The sequence below is a fragment of the Nonomuraea sp. NPDC002799 genome, assembly GCF_053592075.1.
This window is the reverse complement of sequence record NZ_JBSFVA010000008.1, coordinates 83149-105097: the sequence shown is the minus strand read 5'-3', so window position 1 is coordinate 105097 and position 21949 is coordinate 83149. Positions and strand designations below refer to the sequence as shown.

Sequence of the window (21949 nt, the reverse complement as noted above, 5' to 3'; positions counted from 1 at the left end):
GCCACGCTCATGCTGCCCATCCTGTGGATGTTCGGCATGTCGATCCGGCCGAACGAGGACATCCTCGGCAGCTTCTCGCTCTTTCCGCAGCGCGTGACGTTCGACAACTACGCCACCTTCTTCACCGACGTGTCGTGGTATTCGAGCTATCTGAACTCGATTATCTACACCTCGCTGAACGCGGTGATGTCGCTCATCGTCGCGCTGCCCGCCGCGTACGCTTTCTCGCGGTTCCGGTTCGCCGGCGACAAGCATCTCTTCTTCTGGCTGCTGACGAATCGCATGGCGCCGCCCGCGGTCTTCCTGCTGCCGTTCTTCCAGATTTACCAGAGTGTCGGCCTCTTCGACACGCATCTCGGCGTGGCCATCGCGCACATGCTTTTCAACGTGCCGCTCGCGGTCTGGATACTCGAAGGATTCATGTCCGGAATTCCCCGGGAAATAGACGAGACCGCGGCGATCGACGGCTATTCGCTGCCCCGGTTCTTCGTCAAGATCTTCTTGCCGATGATCCGCTCGGCGATCGGCGTCACCGCGTTCTTCTGCTTCATGTTCAGCTGGGTGGAGTTGCTGATCGCCAGGACGATCACCTCGGTCGACGCCAAACCGATCGCCGCGACGATGACGCGGACGGTGAGCGCGGCCGGCGTGGACTGGGGGCTGCTGGCGACGGCGGGCGTGCTCACGATCGTCCCGGGCGCGATCGTCATCTGGTTCGTCAGGAACTACATCGCCAAAGGGTTCGCCTTGGGGAGGGTCTAGCCGTGCTGGACTGGATGGTCTGGACCCTGCCCACGGCGCTGGTGTTCGCGGGGCTCGCGCTGCTGCTGGTGGTCATGTCGATCTGGGGCCACCTCTCCCCTCCCGTGGCCAGGCGGGGCTGGCTGCGCATCGAGACCGATCGGGGCGACCGGCTGTACATCGGCCTGATCAGCGCCGCGGTCGTCCTGGCCGGATGGATCGCCGTCACCGACCTGTCCATGTGGCTCGCGCTCGGTTGCGCGGCGCTGGTGGCGGTCGTGATCGGGATATGGGGTTAACCAGAAGAGGAGCCAAGCGATGGAGCATCGGGCAGGCAGGTCAGCGGCGGTAGGTTTCGCCGTGCTCGTCCTGATAGCGGCCGGTTGCGCGCAGGGCACGGAGCAGCCCTCCAGCGACTTCAGGGAGGCCGACGGCAAGGCGGCGGCCCAGCGGTGGGTGACGCAGGAGTTCACTCCCAGCACGCTGCCGAAGGATCAGCAACTGGCGGAGATGGACTGGTTCACCAAGGCCGCGGCCCCCTATCGGGGCAGGCAGATCAACGTGGTCTCCGAGACGATCACCACCCACGAGTACGAGTCGCAGAAACTCGCCAAGGCGTTCACCGAGATCACCGGGATCAGGGTCAAGCACGACCTGATCCAGGAGGGTGACGTCATCGAGAAGCTCCAGACCCAGATCCAGGGCAACCAGAACATCTACGACGCCTACGTCAACGACTCCGACCTCATCGGCACCCACTCGCGCGGCGACTACGTCGTCCCGCTGTCGGACTACATGGCGGGAGAGGGCAAGAGCGTCACCTCGCCCACGCTGGACCTGAACGACTTCATCGGGATCAGCTTCACGACCGGCCCCGACAAGAAGGTCTACCAGCTTCCCGACCAGCAGTTCGCCAACCTCTACTGGTTCCGCTACGACTGGTTCACCGACCCGAAGATCAAGAAGCAGTTCAAGGACGCCTACGGCTACGACCTGGGCGTCCCGGTCAACTGGGCGGCCTACGAGGACATCGCCGACTTCTTCACCAACAAGGTCAACGGCAACGGGACCGTGGACGGCAAGAAGGTCTACGGCCACATGGACTACGGCCGCAAGGACCCGTCGCTGGGCTGGCGCTTCACCGACGCCTGGTTGTCCATGGCCGGCAACGGCGACCCCGGCATCCCCAACGGCCTGCCGGTGGACGAATGGGGCATCAGGGTGGAGGGCTGCCGCCCGGCCGGCTCGTCCGTCACCCGTGGCGGCGACACCAACGGCCCCGCCTCGGTCTACGCGCTCACCAAGTACGTGGACTGGCTGAAGAAGTACGCCCCCAAGGAGGCGGCGGGCATGAACTTCAGCGAGGCCGGCCCGGTCCCGGCGCAGGGCAACATCGCCCAGCAGATCTTCTGGTACACCACGTTCACGGCCGACATGACCAAGCCGGGGCTGCCGGTCGTCAACGGCGACGGCACGCCCAAGTGGCGCATCGCGCCGAGCCCGCACGGGTCGTACTGGAAGACCGGCAACAAGCTCGGCTACCAGGACGCCGGCTCGTGGACGCTGCTGAAGAACACGCCGAAGGAGAGCCGGGCGGCGGCCTGGTTGTACGCGCAGTTCGTCACGTCGAAGACGGTCTCGCTGAAGAAGTCGATCACCGGGTTGACGTTCATCCGCGACTCCGACATCAAGAGCGACTATTTCGCCGACAACGCGGCCAAGTACGGCGGCCTGATCGAGTTCTACGGCTCCCCGGCCCGCAAGCAGTGGACGCCGACCGGGACGAACGTGCCGGACTATCCGAAGCTGGCCCAGCTCTGGTGGCAGAACGTGGCCACCGCGGTGACCGGTGAGACGACGGCCCAGCAGTCGATGGACAACCTGGCCAAGCAGCAGGACGACATCCTGTCCCGGCTGGAGCGGCGCGGCTACGGCGGCGCCTGCGCGCCGAAGCTGAACCAGGAGCAGCCCGCGCAGCACTGGCTCGACCAGCCGGGCGCGCCCGCGCCGAAGCTGGCCGACGAGCGCGGCAAGCCGGAGACCCTCGACTACGACAAGCTGATCGCCCAGTGGAAGCAGGGCAACTGAGTCAGCCCGTCAGGTGGCGGGCCAGCCAGTCGAAGGCCCGCTCCTGCCGGGGCACGTCGAAGCTGTGCGGCACGTCGGCGAAGACCGCCTCGTAGGCGTCCGGGGCGTCCCGGTACCGCTCGCCGATCATGGTGTGGGCGCGGCGCATGCCCTGCTCGGGGAAGAGGCGGTCGCGCAGGGCGTACTGCACCATGAGCGGCTCGGGCGCGCGGGCGGCCACCAGGTCGGGCCAGTCGCCCAGCCGCGGCAGGCCGGGCGGGTAGAACATCCAGGTGTGCTTGGCGACGTATCCGTCGATCATGTCGCGGTAGGAGGAGACCATCGCGGCCACCACGACCGCGCGCATGCCGGGGTCGAACGCGCCGAGCAGCGCGGCCCGCAGCCCGCCGCCGGACAACCCGGCGCAGCCGACCGCCGCGACGTCGGGCCGGGAGCGCAGGTACGCCGCCGCCGCCAGGTCCTCGCCCGCGACCACGCCAGCGAACGAGGTGCCGAGCACGGCGCAGTGTTTGGCCACCACGTGCTCGTGCTCCTTGGCGGCCAGGTCGTAGCGGTCGGCCTCGCTGAGGGGCCCGTCCGCGATCTCCAGCGGGAACCGCCGGCTGCCCCAGGCGAAGGCGTCGTGCGCCAGGACCACGAAGCCGCGCCTGGCCAGCGCGTTCACGAAGGGCCGCCCGCCGTAGATGGCCTCCCGCGCCCGGACCACCTCGGGTGAGGGCGCTTCGGGACCGTCGGCGATCTTCTCCTTGCCGGCCCACTTCATGCCGCCGTGGCAGTGCAGCGCGACCACGCCGGGCAGCGGCCCGCGCGCGTCCTTGGGCCGCAGCAGGAAGGCGCGGGTACGCGGCCCGAACCCCACCGACCAGGAGAGCTCCTCGCCCGCCAGGTCGCCGTCGGTCCAGGCGCGCTCGACCCGCACGTCCCCGGCGGCCAGGTCGAGCACCCCCATGGCCTCCCGCGCCGCCACGCGCAGCTCAGGGCCCGCTTCGGCCCGGAGCTGCGCACCGGCGATCCGGTCCAGCTCAGCGAACACGCGGGCCGCCGCTGAGTCGCCGGTCCAGCTCAGCGAACACGCGTGCCGTCCCTGACGTGCCGGTCCAGCTCAGCGGACACGCGTGCCGCCGTCCGCCAGGAGCACGGGCACGCCGGTGGCGGCCGAGACGTTGGCCGCGTGGCCGGTCAGCACGCTGCGGATGCCGTCGCGGTAGCCGGCCTGCCGGGCCAGGGCGTCGTCGCCGGGGCCGCGGAAGACGTCGTTCAGCAGCAGGCGGTCGCCGCCGCCGTGCCCGCCGGCGCCCGACTCGATGGGCACCTCCTCGGGCTCGCTCCAGTGGCGGCGCAGCCTGAGCCGCTCCCACGAGCCGGTCGCGTGCTCCTTGGCCGCCGCGCTCGGATCGATGGCGGCGTGCGGCGGCGTCCACTCCCGCTCGACCACGTCCAGCTCCAGCCGGCCCTCCGTGCCGTTGAAGGCCACCCGGTAGCCCTCCCACGGCGCGTGGGCGTGCAGGGAGTAGGTCAGGATCGCGCGGTTGGCGTAGCGCACCAGCACGGACATGTTGTCGTCGATGGTGATGCCGTCGCCGAAGACGTCCTCGTCGCGGATGTAGCCGTCCTCGTGCTCGGCGTCCAGGTAGAGGCGCTGGAGCCGGGGGTCGGCCGAGATGTCCAGGATGAACGGGTCGGTGCCCAGCCCTGGGGCGCCCTGGCCGCGCTCGGGGCGGGGCGCCAGGCCGCGGGCGGCGGCGTTCTCGGCGCCGTAGAAGCGCAGGTCGGTCTGCGCGAAGACGAGCTCGGGAGCGGATCCGAGCCACCAGTTGACCAGGTCGAAGTGGTGGGTGGACTTGTGCACGAGCAGGCCGCCGGAGCTGTCCCGCCGGCGGTGCCAGCGGCGGAAGTAGTCGGCGCCGTGGATGGTGTCGAGCGTCCACTCGAAGTGCACGGAGGTGATCTCGCCGATCACGCCCTGCATGAGCAGGCGGCGCACGGCGGAGTTGCGCGGCGAGTAGCGGTAGTTGAACGTGACGATCAGCTTGCCGCTGCTGCGCTCGGCCGCGGCCGCGATGGCCGCGCACCCCTCGGCGTCGACCGTCAGCGGCTTCTCCACGATGACGTCACGTCCCGCGTCGAGCGCCGCGCACACGTATTGCGCGTGCGTGGCGTCGACCGTGGTGACGATGACCGCGTCGGCGAGCTCGAGCATCTTGCCGAACTCCTCAGGCGCGAAACGCGGCACCTCCTGACCGATCCGCTCGGCGTAATAATCCATGCGGGTCCGGTTGGTGTCGCACAGGGCGACGATGGTGCCGGCGTCGCGCCACTCTCCGAGCAGCGCGTCGACGTACATCTGCGCGCGGTGCCCGAGCCCGACGAACGCGTACTTCATGACTCTCCTTTTAGCCGGCGATCGAGGCGTTGGCCTCGGTGATGAACTTCTGCGCGGCGTCGTCCGGGGTCATCCGGCCGAACAGGACCTCCTCGGAGTACCGCTTGAGGATGTCCTCCATGGCGCTGGCGCCCTTCGGCGGGGCGGCGGGCGGGTCGGCCAGCTCGCTCTTCACCTTGTCGAGGAAGTCCAGCGTCTTCTTGTCCGCGTCGGGCAGCTTGTCCTTGACCGCCGCCAGCACCTTGGAGCTGGCCGGCAGGCCGCGGTCACTGAGGATGATCCCGCCCGCCTCGGCGTCGTTGATCAGGTAGTCGATGAACTTGGCCGCTTCGGCCGCGTGCTCCGACTTGGAGGAGGCGGTGTAGAACATGGCCGGCTGCAGGAACATGCCGCCGGTGGTGGAGCCCTCGATCTTGGGCATCCGCAGCAGGTCCATGTCCTGTCCCGACGCCTTGACGACCGCGCCGAGCTGGTTGCTCCACCACATGCCCATCGCACCGGTGTTGGTGGCGAGCAGCGACTGGTCGATGGCGGAGGCGCCGATCTCGGAGCTCTTGGCCGCGTCGGGCGAGCCCTTGCCCTTCACCAGGTTCTGCATGATCTCCCACCAGCCCTTGATGGTCTCGGGAGACATGCCGAGCTTGTTGCCCTGGTAGAACGGCTCACCCTTCTGGGCGGCGTAGATCTGCAGGTAGGCCGGGTTCCAGCTCAGCTGCGTGCCGGTGACCTTGCCGCCGCTCTTGGCGGAGACCTGCGAGGACAGCGTGACGTAGTCCTCCCACGTCCACGCGGTGTCGTCGGGCAGCTTCTGCCCGTTGCCGGTGATCAGGGCCGGGTTGACGACCAGGGAGAAGGCGTTGACGCCGGTGGGGACGGCGAACTGCTTGCCGTCGATGGCGCCGGTGCCGAGCACCTTGGCGTCGATGTCGGCGGTGTTGACCTTGCTCGCCAGGTCGGCCAGCGTGCCGCGGTCGGCGTACTCGCGCAGGCCGCGGATCTCCAGCGTGATGACGTCGGGCGCGTCACTGCCGGCGACCTTCGTGGACAGCGTCTCGTAGTAGCTCGCGAAGTCCGAGAACTCGCCCTCGATGTCGATGGTCGGGTTCTTGGCCTCGAACTTCTTGATGACCTCCTCGGTCATCTTCTGCCGCGCGTCGCTGCCCCAATAGGAGAAACGCAGCTTGATCTTGCCGTCGGCGCTCCCGCCGCCGTCGCCGCCGCTGCCGCAGGCCGCGGTGACCGCCAGCACAGCGGTGGCGAGCAAGGCCGCCGACCACATCTTCTTGCCAGAGCTCACGGCTCTACCTCCTAGGGGGTGTTCATCTGTTGGGGGGTGGAGGACTACTTCAGGCCCGTGGTGGCGACACCACGGATCAGATATTTCTGGCCGGCCAGAAAAAAGCCGAAGATGGGACCGAGCGCGACGATCGACATGGCGAACATCGGGCCCCACGACGAGTCGCTGCTGGAGTCCAGAAACGTGCGCAACGCTACCGGTACGGTGAAGTTGTCGGGGTTGTTGAGATAGAGGAGTTGGCTGAGGAAGTCGTTCCACGTCCAGATGAACGTGAAGATCGCGGTCGTGGCCAGCGCCGGCATGCAGAGCGGCATGACGACCCTGATGAAGATGCGCCAGTAACCCGCGCCGTCGATCTCCGCCGCCTCGTCCAGCTCCCTCGGCAACGTGCGGATGAACTGCACCATGAGGAAGATGAAGAACGCGTCGGTGGCCAGGATCTTCGGCATCACCAGCGGCCAGATCGTGTTGATCATGTCCAGCTTGGAGAACATGATGTACTGCGGCACCAGAACCACGTGGTGCGGCAGCATGATCGTGCCGAGCATGAGCGCGAACCAGAGCTTCTTCAGCGGGAAGTTCAGCCGGGCGAAGGCGTAGGCGGCCAGCGAGCAGGCCACCAGGTTCGCCACCACCGACAGCCCCGTGACGACCGCGGAGTTCCACAGGTAGTAGCCGAAGGGGTGCTTCAGCGCGAACCAGCCCTCGGTGTAATTCTTCAGCGTGACCTCGGTGGGCCACAACCCCGGCTCCCGGAAGATCAGCTCCTCCGGCTTGAGTGAGCTGGAGACCATCCAGAACAGCGGATAGAGCATGATCAGCCCGAAGCCGATCAGCAGGATGTGCTTGACCACCGGTCCGCCGTTGAGCGGGCGGAACAGCACCGGGGTCGGCCTACTTCGTGTCGCCATAGAAGACCCAATACTTGGAAGCGAGGAAGTTCACCCCGGTCAACCCGGCGATGATGATCAGCAGGACCCAGGCCATCGCGGCCGCGTAGCCCATGTCGTAGCTCTTGAACCCCTTCAGGTAGAGGTAGAGCGTGTAGAAGAGCGTCGAGTCGGCGGGACCGCCGCTGCCGCTGCTGACGATGAAGGACTGCGTGAACGACTGGAACGACTTGATGATCTCCAGCACGAGGTTGAAGAAGATGATCGGCGTCAGCAGCGGCAGCGTGATCGAGCGGAACTGCCGCAACATCCCGGCGCCGTCCACCGCGGCGGCCTCGTAGTAGCTGACGGGGATCTGGCGGAGCCCCGCCAGGAAAATGATCATGGGAGCGCCGAACGTCCACACGTGCAGGAGGATCAGCGTGCCCAGCGCGTAGTCGGGGTCGCCCACCCAGCCGGGCCCCTGGATGCCGAAGACCGCCAGCAGCGCGTTGACCAGGCCGTCGGCGCCGAAGACCTTGCGCCACAGGATGGCGATGGCGACGCTGCCGCCGAGCAGCGAGGGCAGGTAGAAGATCGAGCGATAGAACGACAGGCCGCGCAGTCCCCGGTCGAGCACCAGGGCCAGCGCGAGCGCGAAGGCGAGCTGTAAGGGGACCGAGACGACCACGTAGATCGTGGTCACCTGCAGCGAGGAGATGAACCTCGAGTCCTCGGTGAACATCTTGACGTAGTTGTCGAAGCCGACCCACTTGGCCTCCTCCAGGAGGCTGTAGTCGGTGAACGACAGGTACAACGAGGCGAGGATCGGGCCGATCGTGATGACGAGCAGGCCGGCGAACCACGGCGCCAGGAACAGATAGGCGGCCCGTGCCTCACGGCGGGAACGTTTGGTGGTGCGGTGGCCGCCGCGCGCGGGTTCGGTCACCACGCCCCGGGACTTCACCGCCACCGAGTCAGCCATGACGGAACTCGTTCGTCATCACGGACCTTCCGGCAGGATGTGAATGGATAGCGCTTTCCTATAGCTGATGGGAAAGTTCCGTCAACCCTTTGCAGGCGTTACATAGCCGTTACCGATATATCGCGACGATGTTTCCGCAGCTAGGACGCGTCCCCGCCAAATAAGTCAGATGATTTCGTTGCCCAGTTAGTACAACCGTTTGCAGTACCTGGGCTATCGCGGCGGCGGCGCGGTGGAGTCCCTGATCACCAGCCGCGTCTCCAGCGAGGTGGTGGCGGTCACCTCCTGGATCAGCAGATCGACCGCGAGCCGGCCGGCCGCGGCGGTGGGCATGGCCACGGTGGTGAGTTTGGGACGGTTGAGGCGCCCGGAAACGATATCGTCGATCCCCACCACGCTGACGTCCCCGGGCACGCTCAGCCCGAGGTCGTCGAGCCCTTCGATGAGCCCGATCGCCACGAGGTCGTTGTAGGCGAGCACGCCCGTCGCGCCGGACTCGCGCACCCGCCCGGCCGCGGCGTAGCCGCCCCGCTCGGTGGGCGCGTTGGGGCCGAGCACGACGAGCTCGACGCCCGCCACCTCCTCGGCGGCCGTCCGGATCTCCGCGCTCGTCCACGAGCCGGACGGGCCCGTCACCAGCGCCACGCGGCGGTGCCCGAGCCCGGTCAGGTGCTCGACCGCCAGCTTGGCCCCGTGCCCGACGTCCATCAGAACGGTGGCCGCGCCGCGCAGCCGCCGGTTGATCACCACGAACGGCACCCGCTCGGCCAGCCGTTCGAGCGCCTTGTTGGAGGAGCGCGGGCTGCACAGCACCACGCCGTCGACCTGTTTGGAGAACGCCTGCACCAGCTCCTCCTCGGCGGCCGGCTCCTCGTCGGTGTCGGCCACGAACAGGTGGTAGTCGCGCTGCCTGGCGGCCGCGTGGGCGGCCTTGATCAGCGGCGGGAAGAACGGGTTGGCGATGTCGGCCACGATCAGCCCGAGGTTGTGGGTGCGCCCGGTCGTGAGCGCCCGCGCCGCCCGGTTGGGGCGGTATCCCAGCTCCTCGGCCACCGACAGCACCCTGGTGCGCGTGGCGGCGTTGACCATGTGGGGCGCGGAGAAGGTCCGCGACACGGTCGATACATGCACACCGGACGCCCGGGCCACATCACGAATCGTCACTGTCACAGTCGCCCACCCTAACGCAACCGCTTGCAGAAGCCTCGTCGATCCTGAAAGCGCTTGCCGAGCCACCCGGCCCTCGTTGTCCCCGGGGAACCCCAGCTAGAGAGCTGGTCCGGAAATCACCTCTTGACGCCCTGCCCTCCGTGACACAAAGGTTTAGTGCAACTGTTTGCAGTCTTGAAGGAGCCCCCCACGGTGAGCAGAGTCCTCGTCACGGGAAGCGCAGGACGCCTCGGCCGCAGCGTGGTCACCACGCTCGCGGCACATGGACACGAGGTCATCGGCGTCGACCGTGCCCCCGGCACCCCGGCCGAAGCCGCCGTCGCCTTACCCGCCGACCTCACGGACACGGGTGAGGCGTTCGAGGTGATCGCCAGGTTCCGCCCCGAGTCGGTGATCCACCTGGCCGCCATCGCCACGCCGTTCAGCTACCCGGAATCGGTGATCTACAAGGTCAACACCCAGTTGGCGTTCAACGTCTGCGAGGCGTCGGTCGCCCTGGGGGTGGCGGGCGTGGTGGTGGCCAGCAGCCCCACCGTCATGGGGTACGGCGCCCCCGGCGGCTGGGCGCCGGCGTACCTGCCGATCGACGAGGAGCACCCGGTGCGCCCGTGGAACGCCTACAACCTGTCCAAGGTGGTGGCCGAGCAGACCATGAAGGCGTTCGCGGTGGCCGGGACGACGAAGCTGGCCGCGGTCCGGCCGTGCTTCGTCATCCCGCCCGAGGAGTGGGCCGGCGCGCCCACACAGTCGGGCCACACCGTGCGCGAGCGGCTGGACCGGCCGGAGCTCGGCGGGGTGTCGCTGTTCAACTACATCGACTCCCGCGACGCGGCCGACATGATCACCGTGCTCGCCGAGGCGCTGCCCGAGCTGCCGAACGGCGAGGTGTTCTTCGCCGGCGCGGCGGACGCGCTGGCCAGGAAGCCGCTGGCCGACCTGCTTCCCACGGTCGTGCCCGGCACCGAGGCGTTCGCCGGCGAGCTCACCGGCTCCACCCCGGCCTTCTCGACCACCAAGGCGACGCGCCTGCTCGGCTGGCGGCCCAAGCGGAGCTGGCGAACCGAACTCAAGGAATCCTGATGAATCTGAGCGGTGTGCTGTTCTTTCCCGTGACGCCCTTCGACACCGACGGGGGGCTCGCCGAGGAGGTCCTGGCCGAGCACGTCCGCCAGGGCATGGCGCACGGGCCCGGCGGCGTGTTCGTGGCCTGCGGCACGGGCGAGTTCTCCGCGTTGTCGGAGGCCGAGCACTCGCGCGCGGTGCGGGTGGCGGCCGAGGTCGTGGGCGGCCGGGTGCCGGTGCTGGCGGGCGCGGGCGGCCCGATCGGCACCGCGCTGAACCAGGCCAGGGCGGCGCGGGAGGCGGGCGCGGACGGGCTGCTGCTCATGCCGCCGTACCTGGCGCAGGGCCCGGGGCACGGTTTCGAGGCCTATGTGCGGGCGGTCGCCGCCGAGCTGCCGGTGATCATCTACCAGCGCGGCTCGGTGGTGCTGGAGCCCGAGGCGGTGGTGGCGCTGGCCGCGATCCCCGGCGTGATCGGGCTCAAGGACGGCGTGGGCGACATCGACCGGATGCAGCGGATCGTGCTGGCGGTGCGCGAGGTGTATCCGGACTTCCTGTTCTTCAACGGGCTGCCGACGGCCGAGCTCACCATGCCCGCCTACCGGGGCATCGGCGTGCGGCTCTACTCCAGCGCGGTGTTCGCGTTCGCGCCGGAGATCGCCCTGGCCTACCTGAACGGCGACGAGGGGCTGCTCACCGAGTTCTACCTCCCCCTCGTCCGCCTGCGCGGCAAGGTCCCCGGCTATCCGGTCGCCCTGGTCAAGGCCGGGGTCCGCCTGCGCGGCCTGGACGTGGGCGCGGTCCGCCCGCCGCTGGTCGAGGTGACCGACGAGCACCTGGCGGAGCTGGACGCGCTGATCAAGACCGGGCTGGAACGGGTGGTGTCATGACGATCGCCGACCTGCGTACCGAGCTGCGCACCGCCCCGCTGCCCCGGCCCTGGGGCCCGGACGTCGCCCATAACCACGTGATCGTCTGCCACGTCACGCTGAAGGACGGGCGCACCGGGACCGGCTTCTCGTGGACGCCGCAGATCGGCGCGCACGCCGTCAAGGCGCTGCTGGACCACGACCTGCGGGAGGCGCTGATCGGGCTGCCCGCCCACCCCGAGGTGGTGTGGGACCGGCTCTGGCGGCACCTGCGCGAGGCGGGCCCCGGCGGGATCACCACGGTCGCGCTGGCCGGGATCGACCTGGCGCTGTGGGACCTGCGCTGCGGCGACGACGGCCTGGCCGACGTGCTGGGCCGGCGGCGCGAAGAGGTGCCCGTCTACGGCAGCGGCGTCAACCTGCACTACTCCCTGGAGGAGCTGGTCGCGCAGACCCGGCGCTGGGTGGCGGCCGGCTACCACGGGGTCAAGATCAAGGTGGGCCGCCCCGACCTGGCCGAGGACGTCGCCCGGGTGGCCGCGGTCCGCGAGGTGATCGGGCCCGACCGGCTGCTGATGATCGACGCGAACCAGCGGTGGGACCTGCACCGGGCGCGGCGGGCGCTGGCCGCGCTCCGCGACTTCGGGCTGCACTGGATCGAGGAGCCGCTGCCCGCCGACGACGTGGCCGCGCACGTGGCGCTGCGCCGCTCCATCGACGTGCCGATCGCCGTCGGCGAGAACGTCTACACCACCTACGGCTTCCGCGACCTGCTGGCGGCCGGCGCGTGCGACGTCGTCCAGCCGAACGTGGTCCGGGTCGGCGGGATCACGCCGTTCCTGCGGATCGTGGAGCTGGCCAGGACGTATGACGTGCCGGTCTATCCGCATCTGCTGAGCGACGTCTCCGGGCAGCTCGCGCTGGCCCTGCCGCTGCCGGCCATGGCGGAGGACGTGGAGGACGCCTCGTTCGCCGCCCTGGGGCTGCTGGCGGAGCCGTACCCGGTGGAGATCTCCGGCGGCGTGCTGCGCGCGGGCGAGCACGCGGGACTCGGGCTGAGGTGGTCACGATGAAGGTCGTTCTGGCCGGCGCCCAGGGACACGGGCGCCACCACCTGGGCAACCTGCGCAGGCTGGCGAACGCGGGCCGGATCGAGCTGGCCGGGATCTGCGACGTACGCCCGGTCGCGGTCGAGTTCGGCACGCCGCTGCAGTCGTCCGACCTGGGCGAGCTGATCCGCAAGACCGGCGCCGAGATCACCATCATCTGCACGCCGATCCAGACGCACGCCGACCTCGCGGTGGCCGCGCTGCGGGCCGGATCGCACGTGCTGCTGGAGAAGCCGCCCGCGCCGAGCCCCGCCGAGCAGCACCGGATCGCCGCCGCGGTGGCGGAGACCGGGCTGGCCTGCCAGGTCGGGTTCCAGTCGCTCGGCTCGACGGCGATCCCCGCGCTGCGCGAGCTGATCGCGGCCGGGACCCTCGGGCAGGTGCGCGGCATCGGCGGCGCGGGCGCCTGGGACCGGGCCACGGCCTACTTCACCCGGTCGGCCTGGGCGGGCAGACGCCGCCTGAACGGCGTGGACGTGGTGGACGGCGCGCTGACGAACCCGTTCGCGCACGCCGTGGCCACCGCCCTGGCCCTGGCGGACGGCCCGATCGCGGAGATCGGCACCGAGCTCTACCACGCCTATCCGATCGAGTCCGACGACACCTCCTGCGTGCGGATCCGGATGGCCGACGGCCTGGTGATCACGATCGCGGTGTCGTTGTGCTCGCCGGAGCGGCACGAGCCGTACCTGGTCGTGCACGGCGACGCGGGCCGGGCCACGCTGACCTACACCCAGGACCGGCTCAAGGTGGAGCTCGCCGACGGCTCGGTCACGACGACCATCCACGAGCGCACCGACCTGCTGGAGAACCTGATCGACCACGTCCGCACGGGCGCCCGGTTGCTGGTGCCGCTGTCGGCCACGCAGTCGTTCACGCAGGTCCTGGACGCCGTACGGCTCGCGCCCGAACCGCTGCCGATCCCCGACCGGCACCAGATCGTGCACCGCGACGACGCGGGCCAGGCGGTGAGCCGGGTGCTGCCCGGCATCGCGGACCTGACCGCGCGCAGCGCCGAGGAGCTGGCGCTCTACTCGGAGCTGGACGCCCCATGGTCCCGGGTCGAGCTCCAGGTCCAGGGGCAGGCGGTGGCCGCCTACGAGCTCCGGCCCGACCTGCCGGCCACCGACTCGCCCCGGCCGTACCTGCACAGTGTGCGCACCCTCGGCGGCGTCGAGGTCACGGAGGTGCGCCCGGAGGACCACGTGCACCACCTCGGTGCCGGCGTGGCCATCTCCGACCTGGGCGGCGCGAACTTCTGGGGCGGCCGCACGTTCGTCAGGGACCAGGGGCCGACCTGGCTGGACGATCACGGCACGCAGCGGCACCTGGCCTTCTCCCGGCTCGACGACGACGGGTTCGCCGAGCGGCTGAAGTGGACCGGGCCCGGCGGACGGCTGGTGGCGACGGAGGAGCGGACGGTCACGGCGCTGCCCGTCGAGGGCGGCTGGGCGCTGGACTTCACGTTCACGCTGACCAACCGCACCGGCGCGCCGGTGGAGATCAACAGCTCCGCCACCAAGGGCCGCGCGGGCGCCGGTTACGGCGGCTTCTTCTGGCGCGCGCCCGGCTCCGCCACCGCCAGGACCACCCTGCCGGGCGACGAGCGGGCCGTGCACGGCAGCCGGAGCCCGTGGATCGCCATGTCCGGCACCGCGCCGGACGGGCGGGACTGGACGCTGGTGTTCGCGCAGACGGACGAGGACCCGTGGTTCGTGCGGGTCGAGGAGTATCCGGGCATCGGGCAGGCGCTGGCGTGGGACCGGCCGCTGGTCGTCGAGGAGACGCTGACCAGGCGGGTGGTCACCGCGGTGCTGGACGGGCGGCTGGACGAGAGCGCCGCGGCGGCGGTGGCGGCCGAGCTCAGGCGCCACTGCGAACGGTGACCCCGCACCCGGCCGCTGTGGCGGCCGGGCTCAGCGGTGCACCCCTCACCCGGCCGGGCTCCGGCTCCGCCGCGAGTGCCGCGGATGCCGCGAGTCACTCGGGGCGGCTGCCGGGGCCGCCTGAGGTGGACCTGAGCAGGCGCAGCGCGCCGCGCGAGAGCGCCACGAGGATGTCGGCGGCCTCCTCCAGGTCGGGGTAACGGCCCTCCAGGTGCCCGATCGCCAGGGCGTCGGTCGCGGCGTTGATCCCGTCGGCGATCATCTCCAGGCGCCGCCGGTCGTGCTCGTTGTCGGCCGTGTAGCCGAGCGCGGCCAGGTCGGCGGCGTGGTGCTCGCGGTAGGCCGCCGCCGTCTCGGTGGCGAAGTCGCGCAGCGAGGACGAGGGGTCGTGCCGGGCCCTGAGCTGGATGCGCAGGAACTCCGGATGGCGGCAGATGGCCTCCAGCGGGATGCGGAACGTGTCGCGGTGCCGTTCGAGATCGTCGGGAGCCTCGCGGGCCCGGCGCCGCGCCTCCCGCATCGACCCGCGCAGCCGCTCGCCGCCCTCCTCAGCGAGCACCCGCAGCAGCTCCTGCATGTCCTTGAAGTGCACGTAGAAGCTCGACTGGGCGATGCCGGCGGCCTTGGCGACCTTGACCGTGCTGAGCCCGGCCTCACCCTCCTCGTCGAGGATCGCCAGCGCGGCGCGGATCAGCCTGCGCCGGGTCAGGTCCTTGGCCTGGCTCCTGCTGAGCGGTGTGCTCGTCACGATTGCCTCTTGGGTCTTGTGCGCTTTTTCACCGATAGTACTATCGGTGAAATTGCTCTCGGGGGGCTAACCGGGAGGAGGCGTGGATGAAACGCTGGAGAACACCGGCCACGCTGTTGCTGGCCTCGGTGGTGATGCTGGCGTGCAGTGGCCAGCGACCTGTCGCCACCCCGCAGGCCGGCGCGTCATCGAACACGTCGGGACCCACCCAGGGCGGGCGGCTGATCTACGGACTCAGCGCGGACGCCAACGGGTTCAACCCGGTCACCGACCAGTTCGCCGCGCAGAGTTACAGCATGGCGGGGTCGATCATCGAGCCGCTGGTGAGCGTGGACGTCAACGGTGACTGGAAGCCGTATCTGGCGGAGTCGCTCACCCCTAACGAGAAATACGACGAATGGGCCATCAAGGTCAGGACGGGGGTCTCCTTCTCCGACGGTGTCGCGCTGACCGGTGACATCGTCAAGGCCAACCTGGACGCCCAGAAGGCGTCGCCGCTGAACGCGGCGGTGTTCGTGCCGGTCAAGTCGTTCGAGCTGGCCGATCCCATGACGGTCACGGTGAAGCTCCACCAGCCTTGGGTGGCCTTCCCGTATTATCTGGCCGCGCAGATCGGCATGGTGGTGCCGCCCGCCTCGCTGACCGACCCCAAGGCGGCCAGCCTGAAGCCGGTGGGCACCGGGCCGTTCATCTTCAAGGAGTACGTGCCGGACAACCGCATGGTCGTCACCCGCAACCCGCGTTACTGGCGCTCCGGCCTGCCCTACCTGGACGAGGTCGAGTTCCGGATCCTGCCCGACAGTCAGACCCGGTCGCAGACGCTGGAGGCCGGCGGGGTCGACGCCATCGGCACCTCCCGCGACGAGGACCTGACCAAGTTCGGCGCGCAGAAGGACGCCTACAGCGTCCACCGGGCGCAGGGCATGTCCGTTCCCGAGTACATGTTCATGCTGAACACCGCCGTCGCGCCGCTCGACGACGTACGCGTCCGCAAGGCGCTCGCCTACGCCACCGACCGCGAGACCGTCATCAAGACCCTGCGCGGCGGGCTCACCGAGCCGGCCGACGGGCCCTGGTCCAAGGACTCCAAGTGGTACGCCGAAGGCGGCTACCCCGCCTATGACGCGGCCAAGGCCGCCGCCCTGGTCAAGGAGGTGGAGGCGGAGAAGGGCCCGATCCGCTTCGAGCTGATCTCCACCCCCGACCCCAACACCATGCAGGGCGTCGAGCTGGCCCAGGACATGTGGCGCAAGGCCGGCATCGAGGTGTCGATCAAGCAGGCCGACCAGGCCGACCTGATCAACCGCGCCGTCACCGGCAACTACGCCGCCACCGTCTGGACCCAGTTCTCCACCCCCGACCCCGACGGCGAGTACATCTGGATGCACCAGGGCTACGCCAAGCCCGTCGGCGCCGTCTCGCTCAACTTCGCCCGGCTCAAGGACGCCAAGCTGAGCGCCGCCCTCGACGTCGGCAGGAGCAACCCGGACGAGGCCGCGCGCAAGAAGGCGTACGGCACCGTGCAGGAACGCCTGCGCGAGCTGGTGCCGTACGTGTTCATCGACCACCTCAACACCGGCGCCATCATCGCCAAGACCAAGGTGCACGGCATCGGCGAGCACGTGCTGCCCGACGGCGAGAAGGGCCTGCCGCTGACCGGATCCCCGATCCCCTACCACCCGTTCGCGCACCTCTGGGTCAGCCAGCAGTGATCATCCTGCACCGGCTGCTCCGGCTCCTGGTGGTGCTGCTCGTGGTGACCTTCCTGTCGTACGCCCTGCTCAACCTGCTGCCCGGCGACCCGGTCACGCAGATCCTGGGCCTGTCGGCGACCGAGGAGGCCCGCGCGCAGCTCCGCCAGGAGCTCGGGCTGGACCAGCCGCTGATCGTGCGCTACCTCGACTGGGTCGGCGGGCTCGTCACCGGCGACTTCGGCGAGTCCTACATCACCCGGATGTCGGTGGCCTCCGAGCTGGCCGGGCGGCTGCCCGTGACGCTGGAGCTGCTCGTCGTGGCGCAGGTGATCGCGCTCGGGCTGGCCGTCCCGGTGGGCGTGGCCGCCGCCCGCCGCGCGGGCCGGGCCCTGGACCAGGCGCTCACCGCGCTGAGCTTCGCGCTGCTGTCCACCCCGGTCTTCGTGCTGGGCGTGCTGCTGATCCTGGTGTTCGCGGTCACCTGGCAGGTGGTGCCCGCGACCGGCTGGACCCCCATCTCCCTCGACCTGGGCTGGAACCTCACCTCCGTGATCCTGCCCGCCGTCACCCTCGGCTGCGGGCAGCTCGCCGTGTACGCGCGGCTGCTGCGTACCGACCTGATCGCCACGCTGCAGGAGGACTACATCACGCTGGCCCGCGCGCGCGGCCTGTCGCCGCGCCGCATCCTGTGGCGGCACGCGCTGCGCCCGTCCGCGATCACCCTGATCACCGCCATCGGCCTCAACCTGGGCGCGCTCATCGGCGGGACCGTGATCATCGAGACCCTCTTCGGCCTGCCCGGCGTCGGGCGGCTGCTCGTCGACTCCATCTTTTCCCGCGACTACCTGACGGTGCAGGGAGGCGTCGTGCTCATCTCGGTCGGCTATGTGGCGGTCAACTTCGCGGTGGACCTGGTCTACGCCGCCGTCGATCCCAGGATCCGGCGTGCGTAGGCGCTTCGGCCCCGGCTTCTGGATCGCGATCGGCTGGATCGGCCTGATCCTCGCGGCCGCGCTGCTGGCCGACCTGCTGCCGTTCGCCCGCTACGACGAGACGCTGGCCGGGCCGCCGCAGTCGGGTCCCAGCGCCGCCCACCCGCTCGGCACCGACGGCCTCGGCCGCGACGTGCTCAGCAGGGTCGTGTACGGCGCCCGCGTCTCGCTCGGCGTGGGCGTCGGCGCCGTGCTGCTCGGCCTGGGCGTCGGCGCGCCGCTCGGCATCCTGGCCGGCTACCGCAGGAAGGCCACGGACGCCGTCATCATGGCGGTCAACGACGTGGCCCAGGCCTTCCCCGCGCTCGTCTTCGCCCTGGCCGTCGTCGCGTTCGCCGGCGCGAACCTGCGCAACGTGCTCATCGTCCTCGGCGTGCTCGGCATCCCGTCCTGGACCCGGCTCATCAGGGGCGCCACCCTCACCTTCGCCGAGCGCGAGTTCGTGCTGGCCGCCCGGGTGCTCGGCGCCCGCGACCGGCGCATCCTGTGGCGGGAGATCGTGCCGAACGTGGCCGTGCCGGCGGCGTCGTACGCGTTCATCGGCATGGCCGTGGTCGTGGTGGCCGAAGGCAGCCTCGCCTTCCTCGGCCTGTCCGTCCAGGCGCCCACCCCGACCTGGGGCGGCCTCATCAACGAGGGCCGCACGCTCATGGAGACCGCGCCGCACGTGGTGCTCGCGCCCTCGGTGGTCATGTTCCTGACCGTGCTCTCGTTCAACCTGGTGGGCGACCGGCTGCGGTCCCTGAGCGACGTGCGCGAGAGCGGCCTGGAGCCGGTACGGCAGCCGCTCGACCTCCCGATGCCCACCGCCACCCACCCGATCCGCGACTCCCTGCTGCAGGTGCAGGACCTGCACACGCACTTCGTCACCCCGCGCGGCGTCGTCAAGGCCGTCGACGGGGTCTCCTTCACCCTCGAACGCGGCAGGACCCTGGCCATCGTGGGCGAGTCGGGGTCGGGCAAGTCCATGCTGATCCGGTCGGTGCTGGGGCTGCTGCCCGGCAACTCCGTCCGGGGCGGCAAGGTCTACCTGTCCGGCGACGACCTGACCACCTACACCGCGACGGAGATGCGCTCCGTCCTCGGGCCCCGGCTCGGGACCGTCTTCCAGGATCCGATGACCGCGCTCAACCCCGTGCGCACGATCGGCACCCAGGTCATGGAGCCGCTGCGGGTGCACCTGGGCATGGGACGCCGGCAGGCGCGGGCGGAGGCCGGGCGGCTGCTCGCCTCCGTGGGCATCCCCGACCCCGAACGCATGTTGCGCCGCTACCCGCACCAGCTCTCGGGCGGGATGCGGCAGCGGGTGACGATCGCGATGGCGTTGTCGTGCTCGCCCGGCGTGCTCTTCGCCGACGAGCCGACGACGGCCCTCGACGTGACCATCCAGGACCAGGTGCTGCGGCTGCTCTACCGGCTGCGGGAGGAGCGGGACATGGCCGTGGTGCTGGTCAGTCACGACCTGTCCGTGGTGGCCCGGTGGGCCGACGAGGTCATCGTGATGTACGCGGGCAAGGTGGTCGAGCGGGGGCCGGCGGCCACGGTGTTCGAGCGGGCGCGGATGCCGTACACGGAGGCGTTGCTGGAGGCCGCGCCCAAGCTGACGGACCCCGTGCACCATCGGCTGCGGGTCATCCCCGGGCGGCCGCCGGATCTGGTGGACCTGCCCGCGGGGTGCTCGTTCCAGGCCCGGTGCCGGTACGTCCAGGACCGGTGCACCCAGGAGGCGCCGCCGCTGTTCGAGGACGGCGGCCATCAGTACGCCTGCTGGTTCCCGCGCACCCCCCTGCCGGCCACCGCCGAAACCGCAGAAGGAGCTGAGCGCAGTGGCCGGTAGCGGAAATGCCCACCTTCGCCCCCGTGACGAGGTGCTGCTCCGGGTGGAGGATCTGGTCGTGGAGTTTCCCGCAGGCCGTGGCCGCACGGTGCGGGCCGTCTCCGGGGTCAGCTTCGACCTGGCCAAGGGCGAGACGCTCGGCATCGTGGGCGAGTCCGGCTGCGGCAAGTCGAGCGCGGCCCGCGCCCTCGTGCAGCTCCCGCCGCCCCGCTCGGGCTCCGTGCGCCTGGACGGCCAGGAGCTGACCGCGCTGCGCGGCGAGGCGCTGCGTAAAACCCGCCGGCGCCTCCAGATGATCTTCCAGGACCCGATCTCCTCCCTGAACCCCCGCCGCCGCGTCCGCGACATCGTCGGCGAGGGCCCCCGCGTCTGGGGCCTGCCCGGCGACCGGGTGGACGAGGTCCTGGAGGCGGTCGGGCTCGATCCGGGGGCGGCGGCGGAGCGGCGGCCGCACGAGTTCTCCGGCGGGCAGTGCCAGCGCATCTCGATCGCCAGGGCGCTGATCCTGGACCCGGAGGTGGTGATCTGCGACGAGCCCGTGTCCGCGCTGGACGTCTCGGTGCAGGCGCAGATCCTCGGCCTGCTGGAGGACCTGAAGGAGCGCTACCGGCTGACGCTCGTCTTCATCGCCCACGACCTGGCCGTGGTGAAGAACGTCAGTGACCGGATCCTGGTGATGTACCTGGGCAAGGTGTGCGAGATCGCGCCCGGGGCCGAGCTGATCTCTCATCCCGCGCATCCGTACACGCGGGCCCTGATCGCCGCCATCCCCGGCGGCGGCCACGACCTTCCACCGGCCGACCAGCTCATCAGCGGCGAGCCGCCGTCGCCGGTCGACCCGCCTGCGGGGTGCCGGTTCCGTACGCGGTGCCCGCGTGCGGCGGCGCGGTGCGCCGACGAGGAGCCCCAGATCAGGCAGGTGGGCGCGGACCACTGGCTCGCCTGCCACTTTCCCGATTGATCCACCGTTAAGGAGCAACATGGCCATCGACTTCACCCTCGCCCCTGAGCACGAGGAGATCCGCAAGCGGGTGCGCGCCTTCATCCAGGGCACGGTCATCCCCGCGATGGAGGAGGTCAAGGAGAGCGACCGCGACGCGTACCTGCGGACGATCTTCCACCTCCGCTCCCAGGCCAAGGCCGAGGGTCTGTGGCTGCCGCACATGCCGAAAGAGTGGGGTGGCATGGGGCTGGGCCACGTGGAGCTGGCCATGGTGCAGTCGGAGGCCGCCAAGACCCGCATCGGCCCCTGGGTGCTCAACTGCAGCGCCCCTGACGAGGGCAACATGCACACCCTCCTGCACTGGGCGACCGACGAGCAGAAGGAGAAGTATCTGCGGCCGCTGCTGGACGGCTTGCAGATGTCGTGCTTCGCCATGACGGAGCCGGAGGTGGCCGGCTCCGACCCCACCCTCATCCGCACCGAAGCCGTCCGCGACGGCGACGAATGGCTCATCAACGGCCACAAATGGTTCATCTCCAACGCCCGCCGCGCCAACTTCGCCATCCTCATCGCCAGGACCGAGCCGGACGTGCCGGCCGGCTCGCGCGGCGCGAACACCGCGTTCCTCGTCGACCTGCCCACCTCCGGCTGGAACGACGTGCGCGAGGTCGAGACGATGCACGGCTCCACCGGCCACAGCGAGATCGTCATCGAGGACCTGCGCCTGCCCGACAGCCAGATCCTCGGCGGTCGCGGCAACGGCCACCGCCTCGGCCAGTACCGCCTGGGCCCCGCCCGCCTCGCCCACTGCATGCGCTGGATCTCGCAGGCGGAGACGGCCCTGGACATGATGGTCGACCGCGCGCTGCACCGCTACAGCCACGGCTCCCTGCTGGCCGAGAAGCAGGGCATCCAGTGGCTGATCGCCGACTCGGCCATGGAGCTCTACCAGTGCAAGCTGATGGTGCTGCACGCCGCCTCGAAGATCGACAAGGGCGAGGACTTCCGTACGGAGGTGTCGATGGCCAAACACTTCGTCGCCAACAGCCTCAACCGGATCGTGGACCGCGCGATCCAGGTCCACGGCGCCCTGGGCTACTCGACGGACACGCCCCTGGCCAACATGTTCCAGCACGCCCGCTGGGCCCGCTTCGCCGACGGAGCCGACGAGATCCACCAGATGCGCATCGCCGAGCGCACCATCGCCGCCTACCAGGCCACCGGCTCCACCAGCTCCGCCACCGGCGGCCTCCCGCTTTAGCGCTGAAACTTTCAG

19 protein-coding genes are annotated in these 21949 nt (G+C 70.1%); 12 read left to right on the top strand and 7 right to left on the bottom strand.

The genetic code is table 11. The annotated features are described in order from the left end of the window. Positions 1-9 precede the first annotated feature (9 nt). The 3 genes from ACWD0F_RS17500 to ACWD0F_RS17490 are packed head-to-tail and all read left to right on the top strand — an operon-like array spanning position 10 to position 2829. Positions 10-762, top strand: coding sequence for a carbohydrate ABC transporter permease (locus tag ACWD0F_RS17500; RefSeq protein ID WP_449876510.1), 753 nt, complete (start codon positions 10-12; stop codon positions 760-762). Positions 763-764: 2 nt separating this feature from the next. Continuing rightward, a complete protein-coding gene (locus tag ACWD0F_RS17495; protein WP_449876508.1) occupies positions 765-1040 on the top strand; it encodes a DUF2160 domain-containing protein in 276 nt (91 codons plus the stop codon). 19 nt (positions 1041-1059) lie between these two features. Beyond that, complete coding sequence (locus ACWD0F_RS17490) at positions 1060-2829, top strand: ABC transporter substrate-binding protein (RefSeq protein WP_449876507.1); 1770 nt, start codon at positions 1060-1062, stop codon at positions 2827-2829. Position 2830: 1 nt separating this feature from the next. Here the strand turns inward: ACWD0F_RS17490 and ACWD0F_RS17485 are convergent, their stop codons facing one another. The 6 genes from ACWD0F_RS17485 to ACWD0F_RS17460 all read right to left on the bottom strand — a co-directional run bounded on the left by ACWD0F_RS17485 (position 2831) and on the right by ACWD0F_RS17460 (position 9533). Further along, positions 2831-3862 (bottom strand): alpha/beta hydrolase family protein, encoded by a 1032-nt coding sequence (locus ACWD0F_RS17485; protein WP_449876505.1) that lies wholly within the window; start codon positions 3860-3862, stop codon positions 2831-2833. A 69-nt stretch (positions 3863-3931) separates the two neighbouring features. Beyond that, positions 3932-5212, bottom strand: coding sequence for a Gfo/Idh/MocA family protein (locus tag ACWD0F_RS17480; protein WP_449876503.1), 1281 nt, complete (start codon positions 5210-5212; stop codon positions 3932-3934). Positions 5213-5222: 10 nt separating this feature from the next. Next, complete coding sequence (locus tag ACWD0F_RS17475) at positions 5223-6509, bottom strand: extracellular solute-binding protein (protein WP_449876501.1); 1287 nt, start codon at positions 6507-6509, stop codon at positions 5223-5225. Positions 6510-6553: 44 nt separating this feature from the next. Next, entirely contained in the window at positions 6554-7420 is an 867-nt protein-coding gene (locus ACWD0F_RS17470) for a carbohydrate ABC transporter permease (protein ID WP_449876499.1), read from the bottom strand. Then, positions 7404-8363, bottom strand: coding sequence for a carbohydrate ABC transporter permease (locus ACWD0F_RS17465; RefSeq protein ID WP_449876497.1), 960 nt, complete (start codon positions 8361-8363; stop codon positions 7404-7406). Before ACWD0F_RS17465 ends, ACWD0F_RS17470 begins: the two co-directional genes overlap by 17 nt. Positions 8364-8576: 213 nt before the next feature. Next, on the bottom strand, positions 8577-9533 hold the full coding sequence (locus tag ACWD0F_RS17460; protein WP_449876495.1) for a LacI family DNA-binding transcriptional regulator: 957 nt from the start codon (positions 9531-9533) through the stop codon (positions 8577-8579). Positions 9534-9725: 192 nt separating this feature from the next. Between ACWD0F_RS17460 and ACWD0F_RS17455 the strand changes: the two genes are divergently transcribed. The 4 genes from ACWD0F_RS17455 to ACWD0F_RS17440 are packed head-to-tail and all read left to right on the top strand — an operon-like array spanning position 9726 to position 14459. Then, positions 9726-10613 (top strand): NAD-dependent epimerase/dehydratase family protein, encoded by an 888-nt coding sequence (locus ACWD0F_RS17455; protein ID WP_449876493.1) that lies wholly within the window; start codon positions 9726-9728, stop codon positions 10611-10613. Next, on the top strand, positions 10613-11485 hold the full coding sequence (locus tag ACWD0F_RS17450; protein WP_449876491.1) for a 5-dehydro-4-deoxyglucarate dehydratase: 873 nt from the start codon (positions 10613-10615) through the stop codon (positions 11483-11485). Before ACWD0F_RS17455 ends, ACWD0F_RS17450 begins: the two co-directional genes overlap by 1 nt. Continuing rightward, positions 11482-12537 carry a mandelate racemase/muconate lactonizing enzyme family protein gene (locus ACWD0F_RS17445; RefSeq protein WP_449876489.1) on the top strand — a complete coding sequence of 352 codons (1056 nt, stop codon included), beginning with the start codon at positions 11482-11484 and terminating at the stop codon, positions 12535-12537. The genes ACWD0F_RS17450 and ACWD0F_RS17445 overlap by 4 nt, the downstream gene beginning before the upstream one ends. Further along, the gene (locus ACWD0F_RS17440) at positions 12534-14459 is read left to right on the top strand and encodes a DUF6807 family protein (RefSeq protein ID WP_449876487.1); all 1926 of its coding nucleotides are present in this window, start codon (positions 12534-12536) and stop codon (positions 14457-14459) included. Before ACWD0F_RS17445 ends, ACWD0F_RS17440 begins: the two co-directional genes overlap by 4 nt. Before the next feature lie 94 nt (positions 14460-14553). Here ACWD0F_RS17440 and ACWD0F_RS17435 read toward each other — a convergent pair whose 3' ends face one another. Further along, entirely contained in the window at positions 14554-15207 is a 654-nt protein-coding gene (locus ACWD0F_RS17435) for a TetR family transcriptional regulator (RefSeq protein WP_449876486.1), read from the bottom strand. Positions 15208-15293: 86 nt separating this feature from the next. Between ACWD0F_RS17435 and ACWD0F_RS17430 the strand changes: the two genes are divergently transcribed. Genes ACWD0F_RS17430 through ACWD0F_RS17410 form a run of 5 tightly spaced genes read left to right on the top strand, consistent with a single transcriptional unit; the run spans position 15294 to position 21934 of the window. Next, a complete protein-coding gene (locus tag ACWD0F_RS17430) occupies positions 15294-16919 on the top strand; it encodes an ABC transporter substrate-binding protein (protein WP_449876484.1) in 1626 nt (541 codons plus the stop codon). Continuing rightward, positions 16916-17854, top strand: a complete 939-nt coding sequence (locus ACWD0F_RS17425; RefSeq protein ID WP_449876482.1) for an ABC transporter permease — start codon at positions 16916-16918, stop codon at positions 17852-17854. Before ACWD0F_RS17430 ends, ACWD0F_RS17425 begins: the two co-directional genes overlap by 4 nt. Next, complete coding sequence (locus ACWD0F_RS17420; RefSeq protein ID WP_449876480.1) at positions 17847-19730, top strand: dipeptide/oligopeptide/nickel ABC transporter permease/ATP-binding protein; 1884 nt, start codon at positions 17847-17849, stop codon at positions 19728-19730. Before ACWD0F_RS17425 ends, ACWD0F_RS17420 begins: the two co-directional genes overlap by 8 nt. Continuing rightward, positions 19720-20691, top strand: coding sequence for an ABC transporter ATP-binding protein (locus tag ACWD0F_RS17415; protein WP_449876478.1), 972 nt, complete (start codon positions 19720-19722; stop codon positions 20689-20691). Before ACWD0F_RS17420 ends, ACWD0F_RS17415 begins: the two co-directional genes overlap by 11 nt. Before the next feature lie 19 nt (positions 20692-20710). After that, positions 20711-21934, top strand: a complete 1224-nt coding sequence (locus tag ACWD0F_RS17410; protein ID WP_449876476.1) for an acyl-CoA dehydrogenase family protein — start codon at positions 20711-20713, stop codon at positions 21932-21934. The last annotated feature ends 15 nt before the right edge of the window (positions 21935-21949 follow it).